This is a genomic window from Streptomyces sp. NPDC050806, from assembly GCF_055586425.1.
Genome location: NZ_JBVJIF010000011.1, coordinates 406,431 through 425,290, shown reverse-complemented (window position 1 = coordinate 425,290; position 18,860 = coordinate 406,431). Strand labels below are relative to the sequence as shown.

Here is an 18,860-nt window from a genome sequence, read left to right as displayed (position 1 = left end):
ATCTGCTGCAGCGTCGACCCGATGTCCGCCGTACGCGTCGTCGTCATCGACTGCACGGACACCGGCGCGTCACCACCCACGGCCACCGGACCGACGTGGATTTTGCGGCTGACACGGCGGTCGGCGAGCTTGGTCGGAACGTCCGGCATTCCCAGCGCAATGGCAGTCATCTGACGAGCTTCCCCAAGGTGTGATCAAGGACCCGAGATCGGCGGGCTCCGTGGCCGAGGTTACGTCACGGGGATTGCCGTAGGCACATCGCGCGGGTTTACACCGCCCGAAAGGACGGTTGCCGGACACCCGTGCGTGTTCGCACGAGTGCCCGGCGTTCCGAAGCGGGCTTCGGGCCGTACTTCTAGCCGGTCAGCCGTACGGGGTTCACCACGTCCGCGACCAGCACCAGGAGCGTGAAACAGATGAAGATGCCGGCGACGACGTAGGCGACGGGCATGAGCTTCGCCACGTCGAAGGGGCCGGGGTCGGGGCGCCGGAAGACCTTGGCGAAGGCGCGGCGCAGCGACTCCCACAGGGCGCCCGCGATGTGTCCGCCGTCCAGGGGCAGCAGCGGGAGCATGTTGAACAGGAAGAGGGAGAGGTTGAAGCCCGCGACCAGGAAGAGCATGGTCGCCACACGCTGCGAGGGCGGGATGTCCAGGGAGAAGACCTCGCCGCCGACGCGGGCCGCGCCGACCACGCCCATCGGGGAGTCCTGCTTGCGCTCGCCGCCGTTGAAGGCGGCGTTCCACAGGTCGGGGACCTTGCCGGGCAGCGCGATCAGCGAGTCGACGCCCTGCTTGACCATGTTGCCCATGCGGTCGACGGACTGGCCGAAGTCCTGCCGGACGATGCCGCTGGCGGGGGTGAAGCCGAGGAAGCCGGCAGTGACGTACTGGTCGGTGACGTAGCCGCCGTGGCCGTCGGTCTTGGCGACCTTGTTCTTGATCAGGTCGGCCTGCAGCACCTTCTCCGCGCCGTCCCGCCGTACGGTGATCGTCGCGGGTCCGGTGGTGTCGCGGATGGCCTGCTGGAGGGTGTTCCAGTCGGGCACGGGACGCCCGTCGAAGGCGACGATCTTGTCGCCGGCCCGCAGCCCGGCGGCCTTGGCAGGGGAGTCCTTGGCGTCGGACGGGCACTTGTCGGTCTTGGCCGAGGCGGCGATGACGCAGTCGGAGACCGAGCCGACCTGGGTGGTCTGGGTGTTGATGCCAAAGCCCATCAGGACGCTCATGAAGATCACGACCGCGAGGATCAGGTTCATGAACGGCCCGGCAAACATCACGATGACGCGCTTCCAGGGCTTACGGGTGTAGAAGAGCCGCTTCTCGTCCCCGGGCTGCAGCTCCTCGAAGGCGGCCGAGCGGGCGTCCTCGATCATTCCGCGCCAGGGCGAGGTGGAGCGCGCCGAGAGCTTGCCGTCGTCGCCGGGCGGGAACATGCCGATCATGCGGATGTAGCCGCCGGCCGGGATGGCCTTGATGCCGTACTCGGTGTCGCCCTTGCGGCGGGAGAAGATCGTCGGACCGAACCCGACCATGTACTGCGGCACGCGGATGCCGAACATCTTGGCCGTCGACAGGTGCCCCAGCTCGTGCCAGGCGATCGAGAAGAGCAGGCCGACGACGAAGACGACGATGCCGAGGATGGTCATCCAGGTCGTCATGCGCGGGCCTCCGATGGTGTGCGTGCCGCGCGGGCGGCCAGTTCGCGGGCGCGGGCGCGCGCCCAGGTCTCCGCTTCCAGTACGTCCGAGAGGGTCAGGGACGTTCCCGGCGCGGGCGTGCCGTGCTCGGCGACGACTTCGGCGACCGTATCGACAATTCCTGTGAAGGGCAGCCCGCCCTTCAAGAATGCGTCCACGCACTCCTCGTTGGCGGCGTTGAAGACGGCGGGTGCGGTGCCGCCGAGCGTGCCGACGTGGCAGGCGAGCGGTACGGAGGGGAAGGCTTCCTGGTCCAGCGGGAAGAACTCCCAGGTGTGGGCCTTGGTCCAGTCGATGCCGGGGGCCGCGTCCGGGATCCGCTCGGGCCAGCCGAGGGCGAGCGCGATGGGCATGCGCATGTCGGGCGGGCTGGCCTGGGCGAGGGTCGAGCCGTCGGTGAACTCGACCATGGAGTGGATGTAGGACTGCGGGTGGACGACGACCTCGATCTTCTCGAACGGCACGTCGTACAGCAGGTGCGCCTCGATGACCTCCAGCCCCTTGTTGACCAGGGTCGCGGAGTTGATCGTGATGACCGGGCCCATGGCCCAGGTGGGGTGCGCGAGGGCCTGTTCGGGCGTGACGGTGGCCAGCTCGGCCTTGCTGCGGCCGCGGAACGGGCCGCCGGAGGCGGTGACGACCAGCTTGCGCACCTCTTCGCGGGGGCCGCCCATCAGGCCCTGGAAGAGCGCGGAGTGCTCGGAGTCGACGGGGACGATCTGGCCGGGCTTCGCGAGCGCCTTGACCAGCGGGCCGCCCACGATGAGCGACTCCTTGTTGGCGAGCGCCAGGGAGGCGCCGCTCTCCAGGGCCGCGAGGGTGGGGGCGAGGCCGATGGAGCCGGTGATGCCGTTCAGGACGGTGTGGCACTTCGTGGCGGCGAGCCGGGTGGCGGCGTCGGGTCCGGCGAGGATCTCCGGCAGCGGCTCGCCCGGTCCGTACTGATCCGCCAGCGCCTCGCGCAGCGCGGGCACCACGTCCTCGCGGGCCACCGCGACCGTGCCGACGCGCAGCTGCCGGGCCTGCTCGGCGAGGAGCGCGACCCGGCCGCCCGCCGCGGACAGGCCGGTGACGCGGAAGCGGTCGGGGTTGCGCAGGACGAGATCGATCGCCTGGGTGCCGATGGAGCCGGTGGAGCCGAGGATCACGATGTCGCGTGGCTCGCCGGGTGCGGCGGCCGACGGGGTGAAACGCAGATGCGGATGGGCGAGGGATTCCGTCATGGGCACCATTGTGGCCGGTCACGTCCGGAGTGCGGACACCAGCTCGCGGATGATCGGTCCGGGCGGGGGCGTCGGGAGGCACGGGGGGTGGTGCGGGGGCCCGCTGTCAATCGGGGAAAGCCGTAGCCACCCCGGCATATCCCGTACGCACGGCGGGCGGGTGGGCCCTGTCGCTGGTGGCTGCCGCTGCTTAGCCTCTGGGTGAACGTTTCGGTGAGCCGTGAACGAACTGTGAGGTGGGGAGCCGGTGACCGCGCCCGTCGTGCACATCGTCGACGACGACCGGGAGCTGTGCGCGTCACTGGCCTGGCTGCTGGAGTCCGTCGGCATCACGGCGCGCTGCTACCACGACGTCGACACCTTCCTGGCGTCCTACGATCCCGCGCGGCCGGCCTGCCTGGTGCTGGACGTACGGATGCCGGGCGCGGGCGGTTTCCAGCTCCAGGAGGAGCTGAACCGGGCGGGTTCCGTCATCCCGGTGGTCTTCGTGTCGGCGCACGGTGACATCCGGATGTCGGTACGGGCGCTGCAGCGGGGCGCGGTGGACTTCCTGGAGAAGCCGTACGACCCGCAGCACATGCTCGACGTGGTGCAGGGCGCGCTGCGCACGGCGCGGGAACGGTTCGCGCGGGCCGCCGAGGAGCGGGCGCTGCGCACCCGGCTGGCGCGGCTCAGTCCGCGCGAGCGCGAGGTGCTGCACCTGGTCATCGAGGGGCTGGCCGGGAAGCACATCGCGTCCCGGCTGGGCATCAGCGTCAAGACGGTGGACGTGCACCGCACCCGTATCCGGGAGAAGACCGGCGCGCGCAGCATCACCACGCTGGCGCGTGACATGTACCGGGCGGGGCTGGGTCCGTCCGCCGGGTGAGAGCGGAGTGAGAGGCGGAGGACCCGATGGACCATCCCGAGGCGGACGCGTGGGACGAGGAGGACGGTTACCGGCGGCTGGTGCAGGCGCTGAAGTACTGCGTGCTGGTGCACGACGCCCGGACCAAGGACATCCTCTGGGCCAACCGGGCCGCCTGTGACCTGCTGGGGTTCACGGTGGACGAGCTGCGGCCGCTGAAGGCGCCGGACATGAGCGGCAACGCGCGCCAGTACCGCAGGGAGACCGGCGTGGCGTGGCTGCAGCGCGCGGCGGAGCACGGTACGAGCGCGACGGAGTGGTGCTACCGGTCCCGTTCGGGCGAGGAGATCCTGACCGAGGCGATCGCGATCCGGGTGGACCTGCCCTCCCGTGCGGTGGTGATGGTGCAGTTCCGGGACATCGCCGAGGAGAAGGCGGTGCGCCGGGACCTGTTCCGGACGGAGGGCCGGCTGCGGGCGTTCCTGCCGAATCTCGCCGAGGGCATCGTGGTGCTGGACGACGACGCCCGGGTCTCCTACGCGAGTGAGTCGGCGGGCAAGCTGCTCGGCACCGAGGCCGCGGCGCTGACCGGCAGTGATCTCGCGGCCCGGTGCCGGGGCGGCTCGGCGGCCGGGCTGCGGCGGGCGGTGGCCGCGGCACGGGCGGGGGCGCCGCCACAGCACGCCAGGTACCGGATGGCGGCGGGCGACGCGGCGGTGAAGTGGTTCGCGGCCACCTGCCAGCGCATCGACATCGAGAGCGATCTGCGGGGCGCGCTGCTGCTGTTCCACGACATCACCGACCGGGTGCGCGAGGAGGAGGAGCACCGCCGCGACCTGCAGCACCTGAACCATCTGGCGCGGGAGAACGCGATGGGCGACATGGCCATGGCCATCGCGCACGAGCTGAGCCAGCCGCTGGCCGCCGCCTCGAACTTCGTGGCGGGCGCGCGGGGCAGACTCGCGGCTACCGACGGCGCGGACCGGGAGTCGGTGCTCTGGGGCCTGGACCACGCGAGCCGGCAGATCGAGCGGGCCAGCCGGATCATCGCCGGGCTGCGGAGCTATGTGGTGCGGCTGGAGCAGTCCGAGCAGCTGACCGACCTGAACGCGATCGTCGAGGACTGTGCGTACTTCTTCCGGCTGCGGGCCGGGCAGCGCGGCGCGGAGGTCGCGCTGAAGCTGTCGGCGGAGCCGCTGCCGGTGCGCTGCGAGGCCGTCCTGATCGGCCAGGTGGTGCTCAACCTGGCGTTCAACGCGGTCGACGAGGTGGCGGGGCTGCCGCCCGCGGAACGCCGGGTAGAGATCACGACGCGGCGCGCCGGGGAGGACGGGGAGCTGCGGGTGCGGGATCACGGCCCGGGGCTGGCCGGAATTCCGCGGGACCGCATCTTCGACGGGGTGTTCACCTCGAAGGAGAACGGCAGCGGAATCGGGCTGGCGCTCAGCCACCGCATCATCACCCGGCACGGCGGCCGCATTTCGGCGGACGATCACGAGTCGCGCGGTGCGGTGTTCTCCTTCGCGCTGCCGTTGGCCACGGAGTAGGAGTCTTCGCCCTGCCGTCGGCCGGAGCGTAAGGGAAATCCCCATCGGGGCAAGGAAACCTCCCGCACCGGCCCGGGGGTTCTCCCATTGTGGCCGCCACGGCCCGCCCGTAGCGTCGAACTCGCCGCCGAGTACGGCCAGTTGAGGCGGTTCCGACCAGCGAGGCGAGGAGTTTCCATGGCAGCCGGAGCGGATTCACCCACGGTCCCGGAGTCGGCGGAGTGCGCATCGCAGGAGTTCGCCGCGATGCTCGCCGAGGTCGCCCGCCGGAGCGCGGAGTTCACCGAAAAGCGCCATGTGCCGAAGGACATGGTGGCGGAATTCAAAAAGGCCGGGATCTACCGTGCCAGTACGCCGCGCCGGTTCGGCGGGGACGCCCTGCCGCCGGCCCGCTTCCTGGCCATGATCGAGCGGATTTCCGCCGTGGACGGGTCGGCGGGCTGGGTGGCGAGTTTCGGTTTCTCCGGCGTCTATCTCGCCGCGCTCCCCCTGGACACCCTTGCCGCGCTGTACGCCGACGGGCCCGACCTGGCCTTCGCCGGCGGCCTGTTCCCGGTCCAGCCGGCCGAGCGGGTCCCGGGCGGCTTCGAGGTCAGCGGCCGGTGGCGGTTCGCCAGCGGCTGTCTGGGCGCCGACCTGATCGGGGTCGGGATCGGCACGGGCGAGCCGGGTGCGGGACGGCCCCGCACGGCGGTGCTCGACCCCGGGCAGGTCCGCGTGGTGGAGAACTGGGACGCGGTGGGCATGGAGGGCACCGGCAGTCACGATCTCGCCGTGGACGGCGTGGTGGTCCCCGAGGAGCGGACGTTCGTGCGTGGCGGGGCCCCGAGCGTCGACGAGCCGCTGTACCGCTACCCCACGCTCGCGTACGCCGCGCAGGTGCTGGCGGTGGTGAACCTCGGCGTGGCCCGCGCCGCCCTGGACCAGATGATCCGCGAGGGCGGCGGCACCGGCTCGACCGGCGCGCCCCGGCTCGCCGGCCGCGCGTACTACCGCATGGGGGTGGCGAAGGCGGAGGCCCGGCTGCGCGCCGCCCGCGCGTTCTTCTACGAGATCACCGAGGAGGTGTACGACGCGGTGGCGCGCGGCGAGGAGGCGGGGCGCGAGCGCACCAGCCTGCTGCGGCTGGCCGCGACGCACGCGGCACGCACCGGTTTCGACGTGGTCCGCACGGCCTACCAGCTCGCGGGCACCGGGGCCGCCGCCTCCGACCACGCCCTGCAGCGCCGGCTGCGGGACGCCTCCGTGGTCCCGCTGCACGCCTTCCTCGGGGAGGGCATCTACGACGGGGCCGGCGCGGTGCTGCTGGGCGCCGACCCGTTCCCCGGTTACCCGTGATCCCGACCGGCCTCCCCCGCCCCGTACCGACCGAACGCCCTCCCGTACCGGGCGAATCGCCCTCCCCCTTCCCGTACCGACCGAAAGCGAGCGAAGGAACCCATGACCGAACCGGCCGACCGACCCCTGCGTGTCCTCTTCTGCATCGGCGTCAACCAGAACTTCTTCGACCTGCCCACCGACCGGATCGGGGAGGTCTGGCAGGCGTTCTCCTCGATGACGAGCGAACTGGCCGCACTGCCCGGCGTGACCCTCCTCGGCACCATGGACGACGACCAGCACGTGGTCGGCCCGTCCGACGGCTGGCCGTGGACCTGCTATCTGCTGGCCGACGTCGCCGACCAGCAGACCGTCGCGGCCGCCTGCAACCTCTTCCGTACGACCCGGATCGGCGCGCACGCGCTGTGGCGGTACGCCAAGATCGAGGCGCGCGTCGGCCGCCCGCTGACCGTGCGCGAGGACGTCGCGCTGCCCGCGGCGGAGCGGGAGGCCGCGCGATGACCGGCGGCGCTGCCGCGCCCGCCGGCCGGGTGGCGCTGGTGACCGGCGCCGCGCGCGGCCTGGGCAGGGCCATCGCGGAGCGGCTGTTCGCGGCCGGCCACAGGGTCGCGCTGGGCGATCTGGACGCGGAGGGCGCGGCGGCCGCGGCGGCGGAGCTGGACCCCGCCGGCGACCGTGCCACGGGCCTCTTCCTGGACGTACGGCGCAAGGACTGCTTCGAGGCGGCCCGCGACGACCTCGCGGCGCGCTGGGGCGGGCCGCACATCCTGGTCAACAACGCGGGGCGGTCCCAGGTCGAGGAGCTGATGGCGATCTCACCGGAGAGCTTCTCCGACGTGGTGGCCACCAACCTGGAGGGCGCGTTCCTCGGCTGCCAGGTGCTCGGCGCGCACTTCGCGGAGCTCGGCTTCGGCCGCATCGTCAACCTCGCCTCGCTCGCCGGGCAGAACGGCGGCACCGCCACCGGCGCGCACTACGCGGCCGCCAAGGGCGGGGTGCTGACGCTGACGAAGGTGTTCGCGCGGGAGCTGGCCGGGCGCGGGGTGACGGTCAACGCCGTCTCGCCGGGGCCGCTGGACCTGCCGGTGGTGCGCGAGAGCGTGCCCGCCGACAGGCTCGCGGCGGTGGTCGGGAGCATCCCGGTGGGGACGCTCGGCTCCCCCGCGTTCATCGCCGACACGGTGGCCCTGCTCACCGCCGATCACGCCGCCTCGGTCACCGGCGCCTGCTGGGACGCCAACGGCGGCCTGTACATGAGGTGAGGCGGATGGGCATCGCACACGGGAAGCGCACGGAACCCGGCTACGGGAAGCGGCGGGCGCACGACGTGAAACACGACGTGAAAGGGGTCTCGGCCATGACCACCGAAGGACCGGCCGCCGCGGATTTCCGCGAGGCGATGGCCCGGCTGCCGGCCGCGGTCTCCGTGCTCACCACGGGCGGCCCGGCCGGGCGCTGCGGCCTCACCGTCAGCGCCGTCTGCTCGGTCACCGACTCCCCGCCCACGCTCCTGGTCTGCGTCAACCGGCGCAGCGCCCAGCACGAGGTGTTCCGTACCAACGGGCGGCTGTGCCTGAACGTCCTGGACGGTGGCCACGAGGAGCTCGCCCGGCACTTCTCCGGCGCCACCGGGACCACGATGGCCGAGCGCTTCGCCTGGGACCTGTGGGACGCGGCCGAGCCGGTGCCGGTGCTGCGGGACGCCGTGGTCGCGGCCGTCGGCACGGTCCGTGAGGTGACGCCCATGGGCTCGCACAGCGTGCTCTTCGTGGGGGTCGAGCGGCTGCGCATCCGGCAGGACGGCACGGGCCTGGCCTGGTTCGGCCGCAGGTTCCACCGGCTGCGGTCCGCCTGAGGCCGCGGCCCCTGTTCCCGCCGGACCCAGTACGGGCCGGTCCCCTGCTCGCGAGGACCGGCCCGTCCCCCGTCCCGTCACCGGACGGATCCGCCCGTCACCGGATCCGTCCGGTGCACGTCCACCGGGATGCGCCGTGCACGCGCTACCTGATCGGCCGGTGCACGTTCTCCCGCTGCGCGGGCCCCGGCGTCGCGTCCGCGATCCACGGACCGTCGCCGCTGGGGTCGATGACGCCCTCCTCCAGCCAGGTGTACGTACCGGTCAGCACCCCGGCCACGACCTTGCGGTCCAGGTCGTCGGTGTTGGTCCACAGCCTGGCGAACAGCTCCTCGACCCGGATCCTGGCCTGCCGGCAGAACACCTCGGCCAGCTGGTGCGCCTCGCGGCCGTGCTCGCCGGTGGCCTTGAGGTGCTCGGCCCGTACGCACGCGGCGCTCATCGCGAACAGCTCGGCGCCGATGTCCACGATCCGGCCGAGGAAGCCCTGCTTGGTCTCCATCCGGCCCTGCCAGCGCGACATCGCGTAGAAGGTGGAGCGCGCGAGCTTGCGGGAGGTCCGCTCGACGAACCGCAGGTGCGTCGCCAGCTCGCCGAACTCCGCGTACGTACCGGGCACCTGGCCCGGCCCGGCGACCAGCTTGGGCAGCCAGCGGGCGTAGAAGCCGCCGGCCCGCGCCGCCGCCTTGCCCTTGTCCTGGAGGGACTTGTCGGGGTCGATGAGGTCACCGGCGACGGAGAGATGGGCGTCCACCGCCTCGCGGGCGATGAGCAGGTGCATGATCTCCGTCGAGCCCTCGAAGATCCGGTTGATGCGCATGTCGCGCAGCACCTGCTCGGCGGGGACGGCGCGCTCACCGCGTGCGGCGAGCGACTCCGCGGTCTCGAAGCCCCGGCCGCCGCGGATCTGCACCAGCTCGTCCGCCATCAGCCAGCCCATCTCCGAGCCGTAGAGCTTGGCGAGGGCCGCTTCGATGCGGATGTCGTTGCGGTCCTCGTCGGCCATCTGGGAGGAGAGGTCGACGACGGCCTCCAGCGCGAAGGTGGTGGCCGCGATGAAGGAGATCTTCCCGCCGACCGCCTCGTGCTCGGCGACCGGCCTGCCCCACTGCTCGCGCACCCCCGACCACTCACGGGCGATCTTCAGGCACCACTTGCCGACGCCCACGCACATCGCGGGCAGCGACAGCCGACCGGTGTTCAGCGTGGTCAGCGCGATCTTCAGGCCGGCGCCCTCGGGGCCGATACGGTTCGCGGCCGGGACCCGCACCCGGTGGAAGCGGGTGACGCCGTTCTCGATGCCGCGCAGACCCATGAAGGCGTTGCGGTTCTCCACGGTGATGCCGTCCGAGCCCGCCTCGACGACGAAGGCGGTGATGCCGCCCTTGTGCCCCTCGGACTTCGGTACGCGCGCCATCACGACGAGCAGGTCGGCGACGACTCCGTTGGTCGTCCACAGCTTGACGCCGTCGAGTACGTAGTCGTCCCCGTCCGGTACGGCCATGGTGGCCAGCCGGGCCGGGTCCGAACCTACGTCCGGTTCGGTGAGCAGGAACGCGGAGATGTCCGTACGGGCCAACCGCGGCAGGAACTGGTCCCGCTGCTCCTGTGTGCCGAACAGTTTCAGCGGCTGCGGTACGCCGATCGACTGGTGCGCGGAGAGCAGCGCCCCGACCGCCGGGCTGACGGAACCGACCAGTGACAGGGCCTTGTTGTAGTACACCTGGGTGAGGCCCAGGCCACCGTACTTGGTGTCGATCTTCATGCCGAGCGCGCCGATCTCCTTGAGACCGTTGATGGTCTCGTCGGGGATCTGCGCCTCACGCTCGATGCGCGCACCGTCGATCTTCGTCTCGCAGAAGTCGCGGAGCTTGGCGAGGAACTCCTCACCACGCTGGACCGCTTCCGCGGCAGGGGTGGGGTGGGGGTGGATGAGGTCGAGCCGGAAACGCCCCAGGAACAGCTCCTTGGCGAAGCTGGGCTTGCGCCAGTCCTGTTCACGGGCCGCCTCGGCGACCTGCCGGGCTTCGCGCTCGGAGACGTTGCGGGTGGATGGAGCCGTCATGAGGAGGGTCACCTCACCGCGGAGTCGGTGGTCCGTACCGGTCCGCCGGGATCGGCTACCGGTCAGTGGCCTGCCCGGGCTGGCTACCGGTCAGTGCTACTTGTGAGTCTGTACCCGATCCGCACGACTTGCACCAGTCCTCGCGCACACGGACGCGGAGCCGTGACCCCGGGCCCGCCGTCCGGCCCGCCGCCGTCAGGCCCGCGGAGGATCGATCAGCCCGCGCTGGTACGCCTTCACCAGACGGCGCGGCACGGTGTACTGGCTGCCGTCGATGGTGATCGGCACCAGATCGGGCGTGCCGGCCTTCCAGTTGGAACGGCGGTGCCGGGTGTTGGCGCGGGACATCTTCCGCTTCGGGACGGCCATGGCCTGCCTCCTGTGACAAGGGGTGCGATACGGACGCCAGCCTACATGAAAATGATTCCCATATTTACGGGAGGGGGTACCGCCCACGTCCGGGCAAACCGGAGGGCCGGGGCGCGCCCGATACGCGCCCCGGCCCCTGCTGTCCAGTGTCCGGCTCTACGGCCGGAAGCGTCAGAGTTCCAGCCCGGTCATCACCATCACTCGCTCGTAGGTGTAGTCCTCCATCGCGTAGCGGACGCCCTCGCGGCCCACACCGGACTGCTTGGCGCCGCCGTACGGCATCTGGTCGGCGCGGTACGACGGCACGTCGCCGATGATCACGCCGCCGACCTCCAGCACCTTGTGGGCGCGGAAGGCGGTCTGCAGGTCGTGCGTGAACACGCCCGCCTGGAGGCCGTACTTGGAGCTGTTGACGGCGGCGAAGGCCGCCTCCTCGCCGTCCACCTTCTGGACGGACAGGACCGGTCCGAAGACCTCCTCGCACGCCAGCGTGGTGCCCTCGGGCAGGTCGGCGAGCACGGTCGGCGCGTACGTGGCGCCCTCGCGCTTGCCGCCGGCCAGCAGCTGCGCGCCGGCCTGCACGGCCTCGTCCACCCAGGACTCCACGCGCTCGGCGGCGGCCTCGCTCACCAGCGGGCCGACCTCGGTCGCGGGGTCCGTCGGGTCGCCGGTGACCTGCGCCTCGACGCGCTCGACGATCTTCGGCAGCAGCCGGTCGTACACGCTCGCGTCGGCGATCACGCGCTGCACGGAGATGCAGGACTGGCCGCCCTGGTAGTTGGAGAAGGTCGCGATGCGCTGCGCCGCCCAGTCCAGGTCCGCGTCGGAGGCGTAGTCGGCGAGGATCACGGCCGCGCCGTTGCCGCCCAGCTCCAGGGTGCAGTGCTTGCGCGGCACCGAGTCCATGATCGCGTAACCGACCGTCTCGGAACCGGTGAAGGAGATCACGGGCAGCCGCTCGTCCTGGACCAGCGCGGGCATCCGGTCGTTCGGCACCGGCAGGATGCTCCACGAACCGGCCGGCAGCTCGGTCTCGGCCAGCAGCTCGCCGAGGATCAGGCCGGAGAGCGGGGTGGCCGGGGCGGGCTTGAGGATGATCGGCACGCCGGCCGCGATCGCCGGGGCGACCTTGTGGGCGCTCAGGTTGAGCGGGAAGTTGAAGGGCGCGATGCCGAGCACGGTGCCCTTGGGCACCCGGCGGATCAGCGCGAGACGGCCCGCGCCGCCGCCGTCGGTGTCCAGGCGCATGGCCTCGCCGGCGTTGAAGCGGCGGGCCTCCTCCGCGGCGAACCGGAAGACCGACACGGCGCGGCCGACCTCACCGCGCGCCCACTTGATCGGCTTGCCGTTCTCCGCGGAGATCAGCTGCGCGATCTCCTCCGTACGCTCCACCAGGCGCTTGGTGACGTGGTCCAGCGCGGCGGCGCGCACGTGCGCGGGGGTGGCGGCGAACTCGGCCTGCACCGCGACGGACGCGGCCACGGCCTCCTCGACCTGCTCCTCGGTGGGCACGCTCACGGTGCCGACGGTGCGGCCGTCCCAGGGCGAGGTGACCTCGAAGGTCTCCGTGCCGGTCGCCTCTCGGCCGGCGAGCCAGAAAGCCGTGGTGGCTGCGTCATTACGGATCGGCACAGTGGTTACCGGCCCTTCTCGGTGGCGGGGTGAGTGGCGCGCCGCCCGGTACGCGCGGCGGTTCCCGCCACGCCCGGCCTCGGTCGCCCTTCCGGACGGGATCCACGGTAGGTGCGCACTCCCGGACCGGTGTTTGTCCGGGACGTACTACTCCACGGGCCGGGTCCTACGGATTGGCGAGTGCGGGAGGGGCCTGCGGGCCTCCGGGCCTGCGGGCCTGCGGGCCTTCGACCGGTGCGGCCCGCTGGTCAGGCTTCCGGGGAGAAGGTGGTCGCCTTCAGGGCCAGCCACAGTTCCATGCGGACGTCCGGGTCGTCCAGGGAGCGCCCGAGGATCTCCTCGACGCGACGCATCCGGTAGCGCAGCGTGTGACGGTGGACGCCCAGGTCGGCGGCGGCCGCGTCCCACTGGCCGTGCCGGGACAGCCAGGCGCGCAGCGAGGCGACGAGATCGCCGCGGCCGGTCGCGTCGTGGTCGTGCAGGGCGCGCAGCATGCCGTCGGCGAAGGCCCGTACGGCGTCGTCGGCGAGCAGCGGCAGTACGGAACCGGCCGCCACGTCCTCGTGCTCGACCAGCGCCCGGCCGCGCCGCCCGGCCACCGACATCGCCTGCTCGGCCTGCCGGTGGGCGGCCGCCGCCGCGGCGGGACCGGCGGGCGCGGAGAGGCCGGCGGCCAGGCCCGGGGTGCCGCGGAGGGCGCCGGGCGCGCTCTTGGGGGCGCTCGCGCCTGCGCGGGCCTCCAGCGCTGCGGCGTGTGCCGCGCACGCCTCGGCCGCCGCGCCGCCGTCCGCCACGAGCACCGTCAGCCGGGAGTCGCCCGGGACCGCGAGCACCGCCTCGCCGCTGCGGGCCGCCGCCGACTCCATCGCGTCGGCCAGCGCGTCCAGCGCCGCCGTCGCCTCGGCCGCGGGCCGCTCCTCGCCGCCGCTCCCGGGCACCGGCTCGGCCACCAGCACCCGGAACGGCGTGTCCAGCAGCCCGCCGTACAGCCGCCCGGCCACGCCGCGCGCGTGGTCCGGCTCGCCGGCCAGCAGCATCCGCAGCACCGCGGCGCCGAGGCGCTGCTCGGCCTCCTGCAGCGCGCGGGACCGCTCGGTGGTCAGGGTCAGCAGGGCGACGGCCGAGTGCATGGCGTACCGCTCCGCCGTGCCCAGCGGGGCGCCCGTACCGACCGCGAGCACGCCGCGTGCCCGGCGGCCCGTGCCCAGCGACTGCAGCTCCACCCGGTCCTCGCCCTCGGCGTCCGGGACCACCGAACTCGCGGGGGCCGGGCGTTCGCGCAGCCTGCCGATGTCGCCGGTGAGCCGGGCGGCGCGGCGGGCCGCCCAGTCGGGGGCCGCGGCGACCACAGCGCCGGAGGCGTCGTACAGCGCTGCCCAGCCCTTCAGGTGCGCGGCGAGGCGGGCGAGCAGCTCGGCCGGGCCCTCGGCGGACAGCGCCGCGCGGGTCAGCTCCCGCTGCGCCTCGAACCCCTCGGTCACCGCGCGGTACTGGTCGGCGGCCACGGACGCCGAGACGGCCTTGCTGATCGCCACGAAGGGCGTCCGGCGGGGCACCGCGAGCAGCGGGAAGTCCTCCTCGCGGGCCGCGGTGAGCAGCGCGTCCGGCACGTCCTCGTAGTTCACCCCGACCGCGAAGCCCAGGCCCACCACGCCGGCGCCGGCGATCCGCCGTACGTACCGCCGGGCGACCTCCGGGTCCTCCGCGTCCAGCTTGAGCGCGGTGATCAGCAGGAGCTCGCCGCCCTCCATGTACGGGACGGGGTCGATCAGCTCGCTCACGTGCGCCCAGCGGACGGGGGTGTCCAGCCGGTCCTCGCCCGCGAGCACGGTCAGCTTGAGCGCGGAGTGGTGGGCGAGGGAGGCGAGGGTGTGAGGCATGGGACCTTCGATGCGCGTGCGGCGGGAGCCGGGGTTTTTCCGTCGGGTTTTCTCCGTCCCGTACGAACGACCACCATCAATTCTGCCTCAGCGGAGGAATCCCGGCGCCCGCATCCGCGGCCCGAGGAGCGGCGGAAGCGGGCAAGGGCGCCACCGGCCCGCCACCGGCTCACCCCCGCAGGTCGACCAGCACCGGCGGGGCCGTCTCCCCCGTCACGGACGTCACCGACAGCACCGCGTGCCCGGCCGGTACGGCATTGGCCAGGTCCGACGCCGACCACCGCTCCCGCTCGACCGTCCGTACGGTGACCGCCTTCGCCGTCACGTCCTTGCCCGTGACCAGCCGCCTGATCGAGTGCATCAGCTTGGTGAACGGCTCGTCGGAGACGATCTGCCGGTCGGTGACGTCCCGCGTCTCCACCCACGCCTTGCCCCACACCTCGGCGAACCGCGCGCCGTCCCACGTCGTCACGCCCGCGAACGCCATCCGGCAGCCGACCGTGCCGAGCAGCGCCCCGCGCAGTTGCTCCGGCACGTCGTCCAGCGCCCGCAGCGTCAGCACGACCCCCGCGTTCGCCGACCGCAGCCGCTGCAGCCCCCGCAGCGCCTCCTGCGTGACGACGTGCGAGGCGTCGTCGAGCACCAGACACGCGAACACCGACCGATCGGCCCGTGCCACCGCGCACTCCGTGAACTGCGCCAGCACCAGCCGCGCCAGAATCCGCGACGCGTCGGCGTGCCCGCGCTCCGGCAGGTCGATCCGCACCCGCAGCGGGCGGTCCAGCGCCCGCAGCGACACCTGGCGCGTCCGCCCCGCCGGGTCGAAGAACCCGGCGAACGCGGGCCGGTCCAGCAGCGCGATCCGGTCCGCGAGCAGCGCCCCGGCGTCCCCGGCCCACGCCGCCTGCCGCTCCCGCGCGTCCAGCTCGCGCAGCGCGCCCTGCTCCCCCGCCGTCTCCAGCGCGGTCCGCAGCCCGGTCATCGCCTCCGGCACCCCGTCCAGCAGCTCCCGCAGCTCGGCCACCCCGGGGAACCGCCCGTGCGCCGTCCGGAACGGCCCGAGCACCTGCCCCAGCACCGTAGCGGCCCGCCGGCTCTCCGCCCCCGCCGCGCCGGCGACCACGTCCCCCACCAACGCCTCCGCCAACACGGCAGCCGCCTCGTCGGGATCACTGGTCCCGCCGTAGAGGTCGAGGTCGCAGGGAGAGTCGGGACGACCGGCCGTCACGATGGCGTCGAAGGCGGCGTCCGGGCCCAGCTCGGCACCGGCCGCCCCGACGGCGACCACGGCCGTTCGGCCCGCCAGCGCCTGGAGGCACATCGCCTCGACCACGGGCCGGGTCAGCCGGCTCGTCTTGCCGCTCCCCGGCGGGCCGACAGCCAGCAGGGACGTACCGAGCAGCCCGGGCTGCAGTGCGATCCCCGCGCCTCGGTGCTGATAGGGGTTGCGCAGGTCGTCCAGAGCGGTTCCGATCCGCACCTGGCCGGCCAGCAAGTCGTGGCGCGCCCCGCGGTGCGGCAGATCCCGCAGTCCGGAGGGGTGCGCACAGGCCGCCGCGCCGTGGCGCAGCACCGTGTCGGTGAACGAGGCGAGGGAGTTCCGTCCGGCCCGGACCGAACGCCAGGCGCGCTCGATCCGGGCGGCGTCCACATCGTTCATGCGACCGCTGCGGGCCTCGGCGGCCAGTTTCTCCGCGGCGTCCGGGGCACCGCCCTGCCGAAGGGCGGGCCACAGCGAGCCGTCCTCCTCGGGGGACGGGGCGGCCTTCGGTGCGTGGTCCCGTGCTTCGCGTACCAGGGGGGCGGCCAGCCGCCGCCCCAGTTCGGCCCAGCGCCCCAGCCGGCCGAAGACGACGAGGAACGCCGCGATGACCAGGCCGTAGTAGATGTACGACGCCCAGACGTACGCCATCTTGTCTCCGCCCGCCTGTCGCCAGGAGTCCGGCGTCAGAGCCACCAGCGGCCACATCCAGTACCCGCCGAGATAGCCGTTCCACAACAGCGACCACAGGAGCCAGCCGCAGAGGAAGGAGATCACCGCACCGCTGACGAGCTGCCGCGTCGGCGCCCGGTCGGGCTCCTCCGGCGGCCGCACCCGGTGGCCGTACCGCCAGATTCCCGGCTCCGTTTCGGGGCGGGAAGCGCGCAGCCAGCCGACGACCGGCGGCTCGCCCGCCTCGGTGGGCGCGAGCTGCGCCGGCATCGGGGGTGCCGGCGGTACGGACGGTGGTGGCGGAACCGGCGCCGGCCCCCCGGCCCCACCGGGTCCCCCCGCCGGTCGCGGGATTTCGGCCGAGTGGGTGTTGCGTGCGTCGTGCGTGCCCTCGGTGTCCATCCGGTGTCCCTGTTCCCCCTAGTCAGCGGTGGCGGTGCGGTGGGCGGTGTGCCGCGGATCAATCTACTGGCCGTACGCCGTCGGCATACCCGGCCCGCGCTATGTCCGGTGCGGACAACGCGACCCCCGTACTTCTCCCGAACGGTGCATGCCCCGGCCGCCGGACCGCCCCTAGCCTGCGAACGCAACCCTTAGTACGTCACGTAGTACGCCGCCTCTGTGCGTCCGCGTCCTCGTTCCCTCCAGGAGACTCCCATGACCGAACTGACCGGAGGCCCCGCCCTCCCCCAGGAGCGCCGCGTCGTCACCGCGATCCCCGGCCCCAAGTCGCAGGAGCTGTGGGAGCGGAAGTCGGCCACCGTGGCGGCCGGCGTCGGTGCGGTCCTGCCCGTGTTCATCAAGCGCGCCGGCGGCGGTGTCCTGGAGGACGTGGACGGGAACTCGCTGATCGACTTCGGTTCCGGCATCGCCGTGACCTCGGTCGGCAGCAGCGCGGAGGCCGTCGTGCGGCGCGCCGCCGCGCAGCTCGCGGACTTCACCCACACCTGTGCGATGGTCACGCCGTACGAGCCGTACATCGAGGTCTGCGAGCAGCTCGCCGAGCTGACCCCGGGCGACCACGAGAAGAAGTCGGCGCTGTTCAACTCCGGCGCCGAGGCCGTCGAGAACGCCGTCAAGATCGCGCGTGCTTACACGAAGCGGCAGGCCGTGGTCGTGTTCGATCACGGGTACCACGGCCGTACGAACCTGACGATGGCGCTGACGGCGAAGAACATGCCGTACAAGCACGGCTTCGGGCCGTTCGCGCCCGAGGTCTACCGGGTGCCGCTGGCCTACCCCTACCGCTGGCTGACCGGCCCGGAGAACTGCGCCCAGGAGGCCGCGGACCAGGCCATCTCGCAGATCACCAAGCAGATCGGCGCGGAGAACGTCGCCGCGATCATCATCGAGCCGGTGCTCGGCGAGGGCGGCTTCATCGAGCCGGCCAAGGGCTTCCTGCCCGCGATCTCGAAGTTCGCGAAGGACAACGGGATCGTCTTCGTCGCCGATGAGATCCAGTCGGGCTTCTGCCGGACCGGGCAGTGGTTCGCGTGTGAGGACGAGGGCATCGTTCCGGACCTCATCACGACCGCGAAGGGCATTGCCGGTGGTCTGCCGCTGGCCGCCGTGACCGGCCGCGCGGAGATGATGGACGCCGCGCACGCGGGCGGCCTGGGCGGCACCTACGGCGGCAACCCCGTCGCCTGCGCCGCCGCCGTCGGTGCGATCGAGACCATGCGCGAGCAGGACCTGAACGGCAAGGCCAAGCGCATCGAAGAGGTCATGAAGGCCCGTCTGACGGCCCTGGCCGAGAAGTTCGACATCATCGGTGAGGTCCGCGGCCGCGGCGCGATGATCGCGATCGAGCTGGTGCAGTCCGGCTCGAAGGACCCGAACCCGGAGGCGACCGCGGCGCTGGCCAAGGCCTGCCACCAGGAGGGCCTGCTGATCCTCACGACCGGTACGTACGGCAACGTCATCCGCTTCCTGCCGCCGCTGGTCATCGGCGAGGACCTGCTGAACGAGGGCCTGGACATCCTGGAGTCGGCCTTCGCGGCCCTCTGATCCACCCCGCCGCCTGGTTCAGGTGAGCGAAGAACCGAGCGCCCGTCCGCCCGCCGGCACGGGCGCTCGGCGCATTCCGGAGGCGGAATGCGGGATACCGGCAGGAACCGGCGGGACGGCGTGAAGAAGATGTGCGGGGGCGATGGCGGGTGGGTGATCCGGCTGTCGGAGGGCCACCGGTCTGCCGTACGGTTTCTGCAGATGAGAGAAACACCCCGCTCGCAGGGGACTGCGAGCGATGCCCGGTCGGCGCTTCCCCGGCTTCGACCTGGCTGTGCCCTCGCGCACACCACCGGAGCCTCGGGCTCCGGGAATCCTCACCGATCGGATGGCCGCCCGCCCCAGACCCCCCGGGGCGCGCGGTTCGCCGGTCAGCACGGCCGCCCCGGAACCACCCCCCCTGTTCCGGGGCGGCCGGCCTCTCTCCCCGCGTACGCGTGCACGCTGGCCGCGTCGCTCCTCCTC

The 18,860-nt window shown here is 72.7% G+C and carries 15 protein-coding genes; 7 read left to right on the top strand and 8 right to left on the bottom strand.

What is annotated here, in order from left to right:
- The 3 genes from ACZ6WH_RS33535 to dxr form a co-directional block, all read right to left on the bottom strand.
- Positions 1 to 170, bottom strand: a 170-nt coding sequence (locus ACZ6WH_RS33535) for a flavodoxin-dependent (E)-4-hydroxy-3-methylbut-2-enyl-diphosphate synthase (RefSeq protein ID WP_469733240.1), incomplete at its 3' end; no start/stop codon positions are given.
- 185 nt (positions 171 to 355) lie between these two features.
- Positions 356 to 1,660 carry a M50 family metallopeptidase gene (locus ACZ6WH_RS33530; protein WP_362209091.1) on the bottom strand — a complete coding sequence of 435 codons (1,305 nt, stop codon included), beginning with the start codon at positions 1,658 to 1,660 and terminating at the stop codon, positions 356 to 358.
- Positions 1,657 to 2,922, bottom strand: a complete 1,266-nt coding sequence (gene dxr, locus ACZ6WH_RS33525) for a 1-deoxy-D-xylulose-5-phosphate reductoisomerase (RefSeq protein ID WP_469733202.1) — start codon at positions 2,920 to 2,922, stop codon at positions 1,657 to 1,659. Before dxr ends, ACZ6WH_RS33530 begins: the two co-directional genes overlap by 4 nt.
- Positions 2,923 to 3,169: 247 nt before the next feature.
- Between dxr and ACZ6WH_RS33520 the strand changes: the two genes are divergently transcribed.
- The 6 genes from ACZ6WH_RS33520 (at position 3,170) to ACZ6WH_RS33495 (ending at position 8,509) form a co-directional block, all read left to right on the top strand.
- The gene (locus ACZ6WH_RS33520; protein WP_469733201.1) at positions 3,170 to 3,790 is read left to right on the top strand and encodes a response regulator transcription factor; all 621 of its coding nucleotides are present in this window, start codon (positions 3,170 to 3,172) and stop codon (positions 3,788 to 3,790) included.
- 26 nt (positions 3,791 to 3,816) lie between these two features.
- Positions 3,817 to 5,316, top strand: coding sequence for an ATP-binding protein (locus ACZ6WH_RS33515; RefSeq protein ID WP_469733199.1), 1,500 nt, complete (start codon positions 3,817 to 3,819; stop codon positions 5,314 to 5,316).
- 177 nt (positions 5,317 to 5,493) lie between these two features.
- Positions 5,494 to 6,654 (top strand): acyl-CoA dehydrogenase family protein, encoded by a 1,161-nt coding sequence (locus ACZ6WH_RS33510; protein WP_469733198.1) that lies wholly within the window; start codon positions 5,494 to 5,496, stop codon positions 6,652 to 6,654.
- Between the two features lie 102 nt (positions 6,655 to 6,756).
- A complete protein-coding gene (locus tag ACZ6WH_RS33505) occupies positions 6,757 to 7,155 on the top strand; it encodes a hypothetical protein (protein WP_469733196.1) in 399 nt (132 codons plus the stop codon).
- Positions 7,152 to 7,916, top strand: coding sequence for an SDR family NAD(P)-dependent oxidoreductase (locus ACZ6WH_RS33500; RefSeq protein WP_469733194.1), 765 nt, complete (start codon positions 7,152 to 7,154; stop codon positions 7,914 to 7,916). The genes ACZ6WH_RS33505 and ACZ6WH_RS33500 overlap by 4 nt, the downstream gene beginning before the upstream one ends.
- Before the next feature lie 95 nt (positions 7,917 to 8,011).
- Positions 8,012 to 8,509, top strand: coding sequence for a flavin reductase (locus ACZ6WH_RS33495; protein ID WP_469733192.1), 498 nt, complete (start codon positions 8,012 to 8,014; stop codon positions 8,507 to 8,509).
- A 145-nt stretch (positions 8,510 to 8,654) separates the two neighbouring features.
- Here the strand turns inward: ACZ6WH_RS33495 and ACZ6WH_RS33490 are convergent, their stop codons facing one another.
- The 5 genes from ACZ6WH_RS33490 to ACZ6WH_RS33470 all read right to left on the bottom strand — a co-directional run bounded on the left by ACZ6WH_RS33490 (position 8,655) and on the right by ACZ6WH_RS33470 (position 16,790).
- Complete coding sequence (locus tag ACZ6WH_RS33490) at positions 8,655 to 10,574, bottom strand: acyl-CoA dehydrogenase family protein (protein WP_469733190.1); 1,920 nt, start codon at positions 10,572 to 10,574, stop codon at positions 8,655 to 8,657.
- Between the two features lie 195 nt (positions 10,575 to 10,769).
- Positions 10,770 to 10,943: a 50S ribosomal protein L32 gene (gene rpmF / locus ACZ6WH_RS33485; protein ID WP_399710859.1), complete on the bottom strand. Its 174-nt coding sequence runs from the start codon at positions 10,941 to 10,943 to the stop codon at positions 10,770 to 10,772.
- Positions 10,944 to 11,114: 171 nt separating this feature from the next.
- Entirely contained in the window at positions 11,115 to 12,575 is a 1,461-nt protein-coding gene (locus ACZ6WH_RS33480; protein ID WP_469733188.1) for an aldehyde dehydrogenase family protein, read from the bottom strand.
- Between the two features lie 248 nt (positions 12,576 to 12,823).
- On the bottom strand, positions 12,824 to 14,455 hold the full coding sequence (locus ACZ6WH_RS33475) for a PucR family transcriptional regulator (protein WP_469733186.1): 1,632 nt from the start codon (positions 14,453 to 14,455) through the stop codon (positions 12,824 to 12,826).
- A 169-nt stretch (positions 14,456 to 14,624) separates the two neighbouring features.
- The gene (locus tag ACZ6WH_RS33470) at positions 14,625 to 16,790 is read right to left on the bottom strand and encodes an ATP-binding protein (RefSeq protein WP_469733184.1); all 2,166 of its coding nucleotides are present in this window, start codon (positions 16,788 to 16,790) and stop codon (positions 14,625 to 14,627) included.
- A gap of 255 nt (positions 16,791 to 17,045) precedes the next feature.
- Between ACZ6WH_RS33470 and gabT the strand changes: the two genes are divergently transcribed.
- On the top strand, positions 17,046 to 18,395 hold the full coding sequence (gene gabT, locus ACZ6WH_RS33465; protein ID WP_469733182.1) for a 4-aminobutyrate--2-oxoglutarate transaminase: 1,350 nt from the start codon (positions 17,046 to 17,048) through the stop codon (positions 18,393 to 18,395).
- The last annotated feature ends 465 nt before the right edge of the window (positions 18,396 to 18,860 follow it).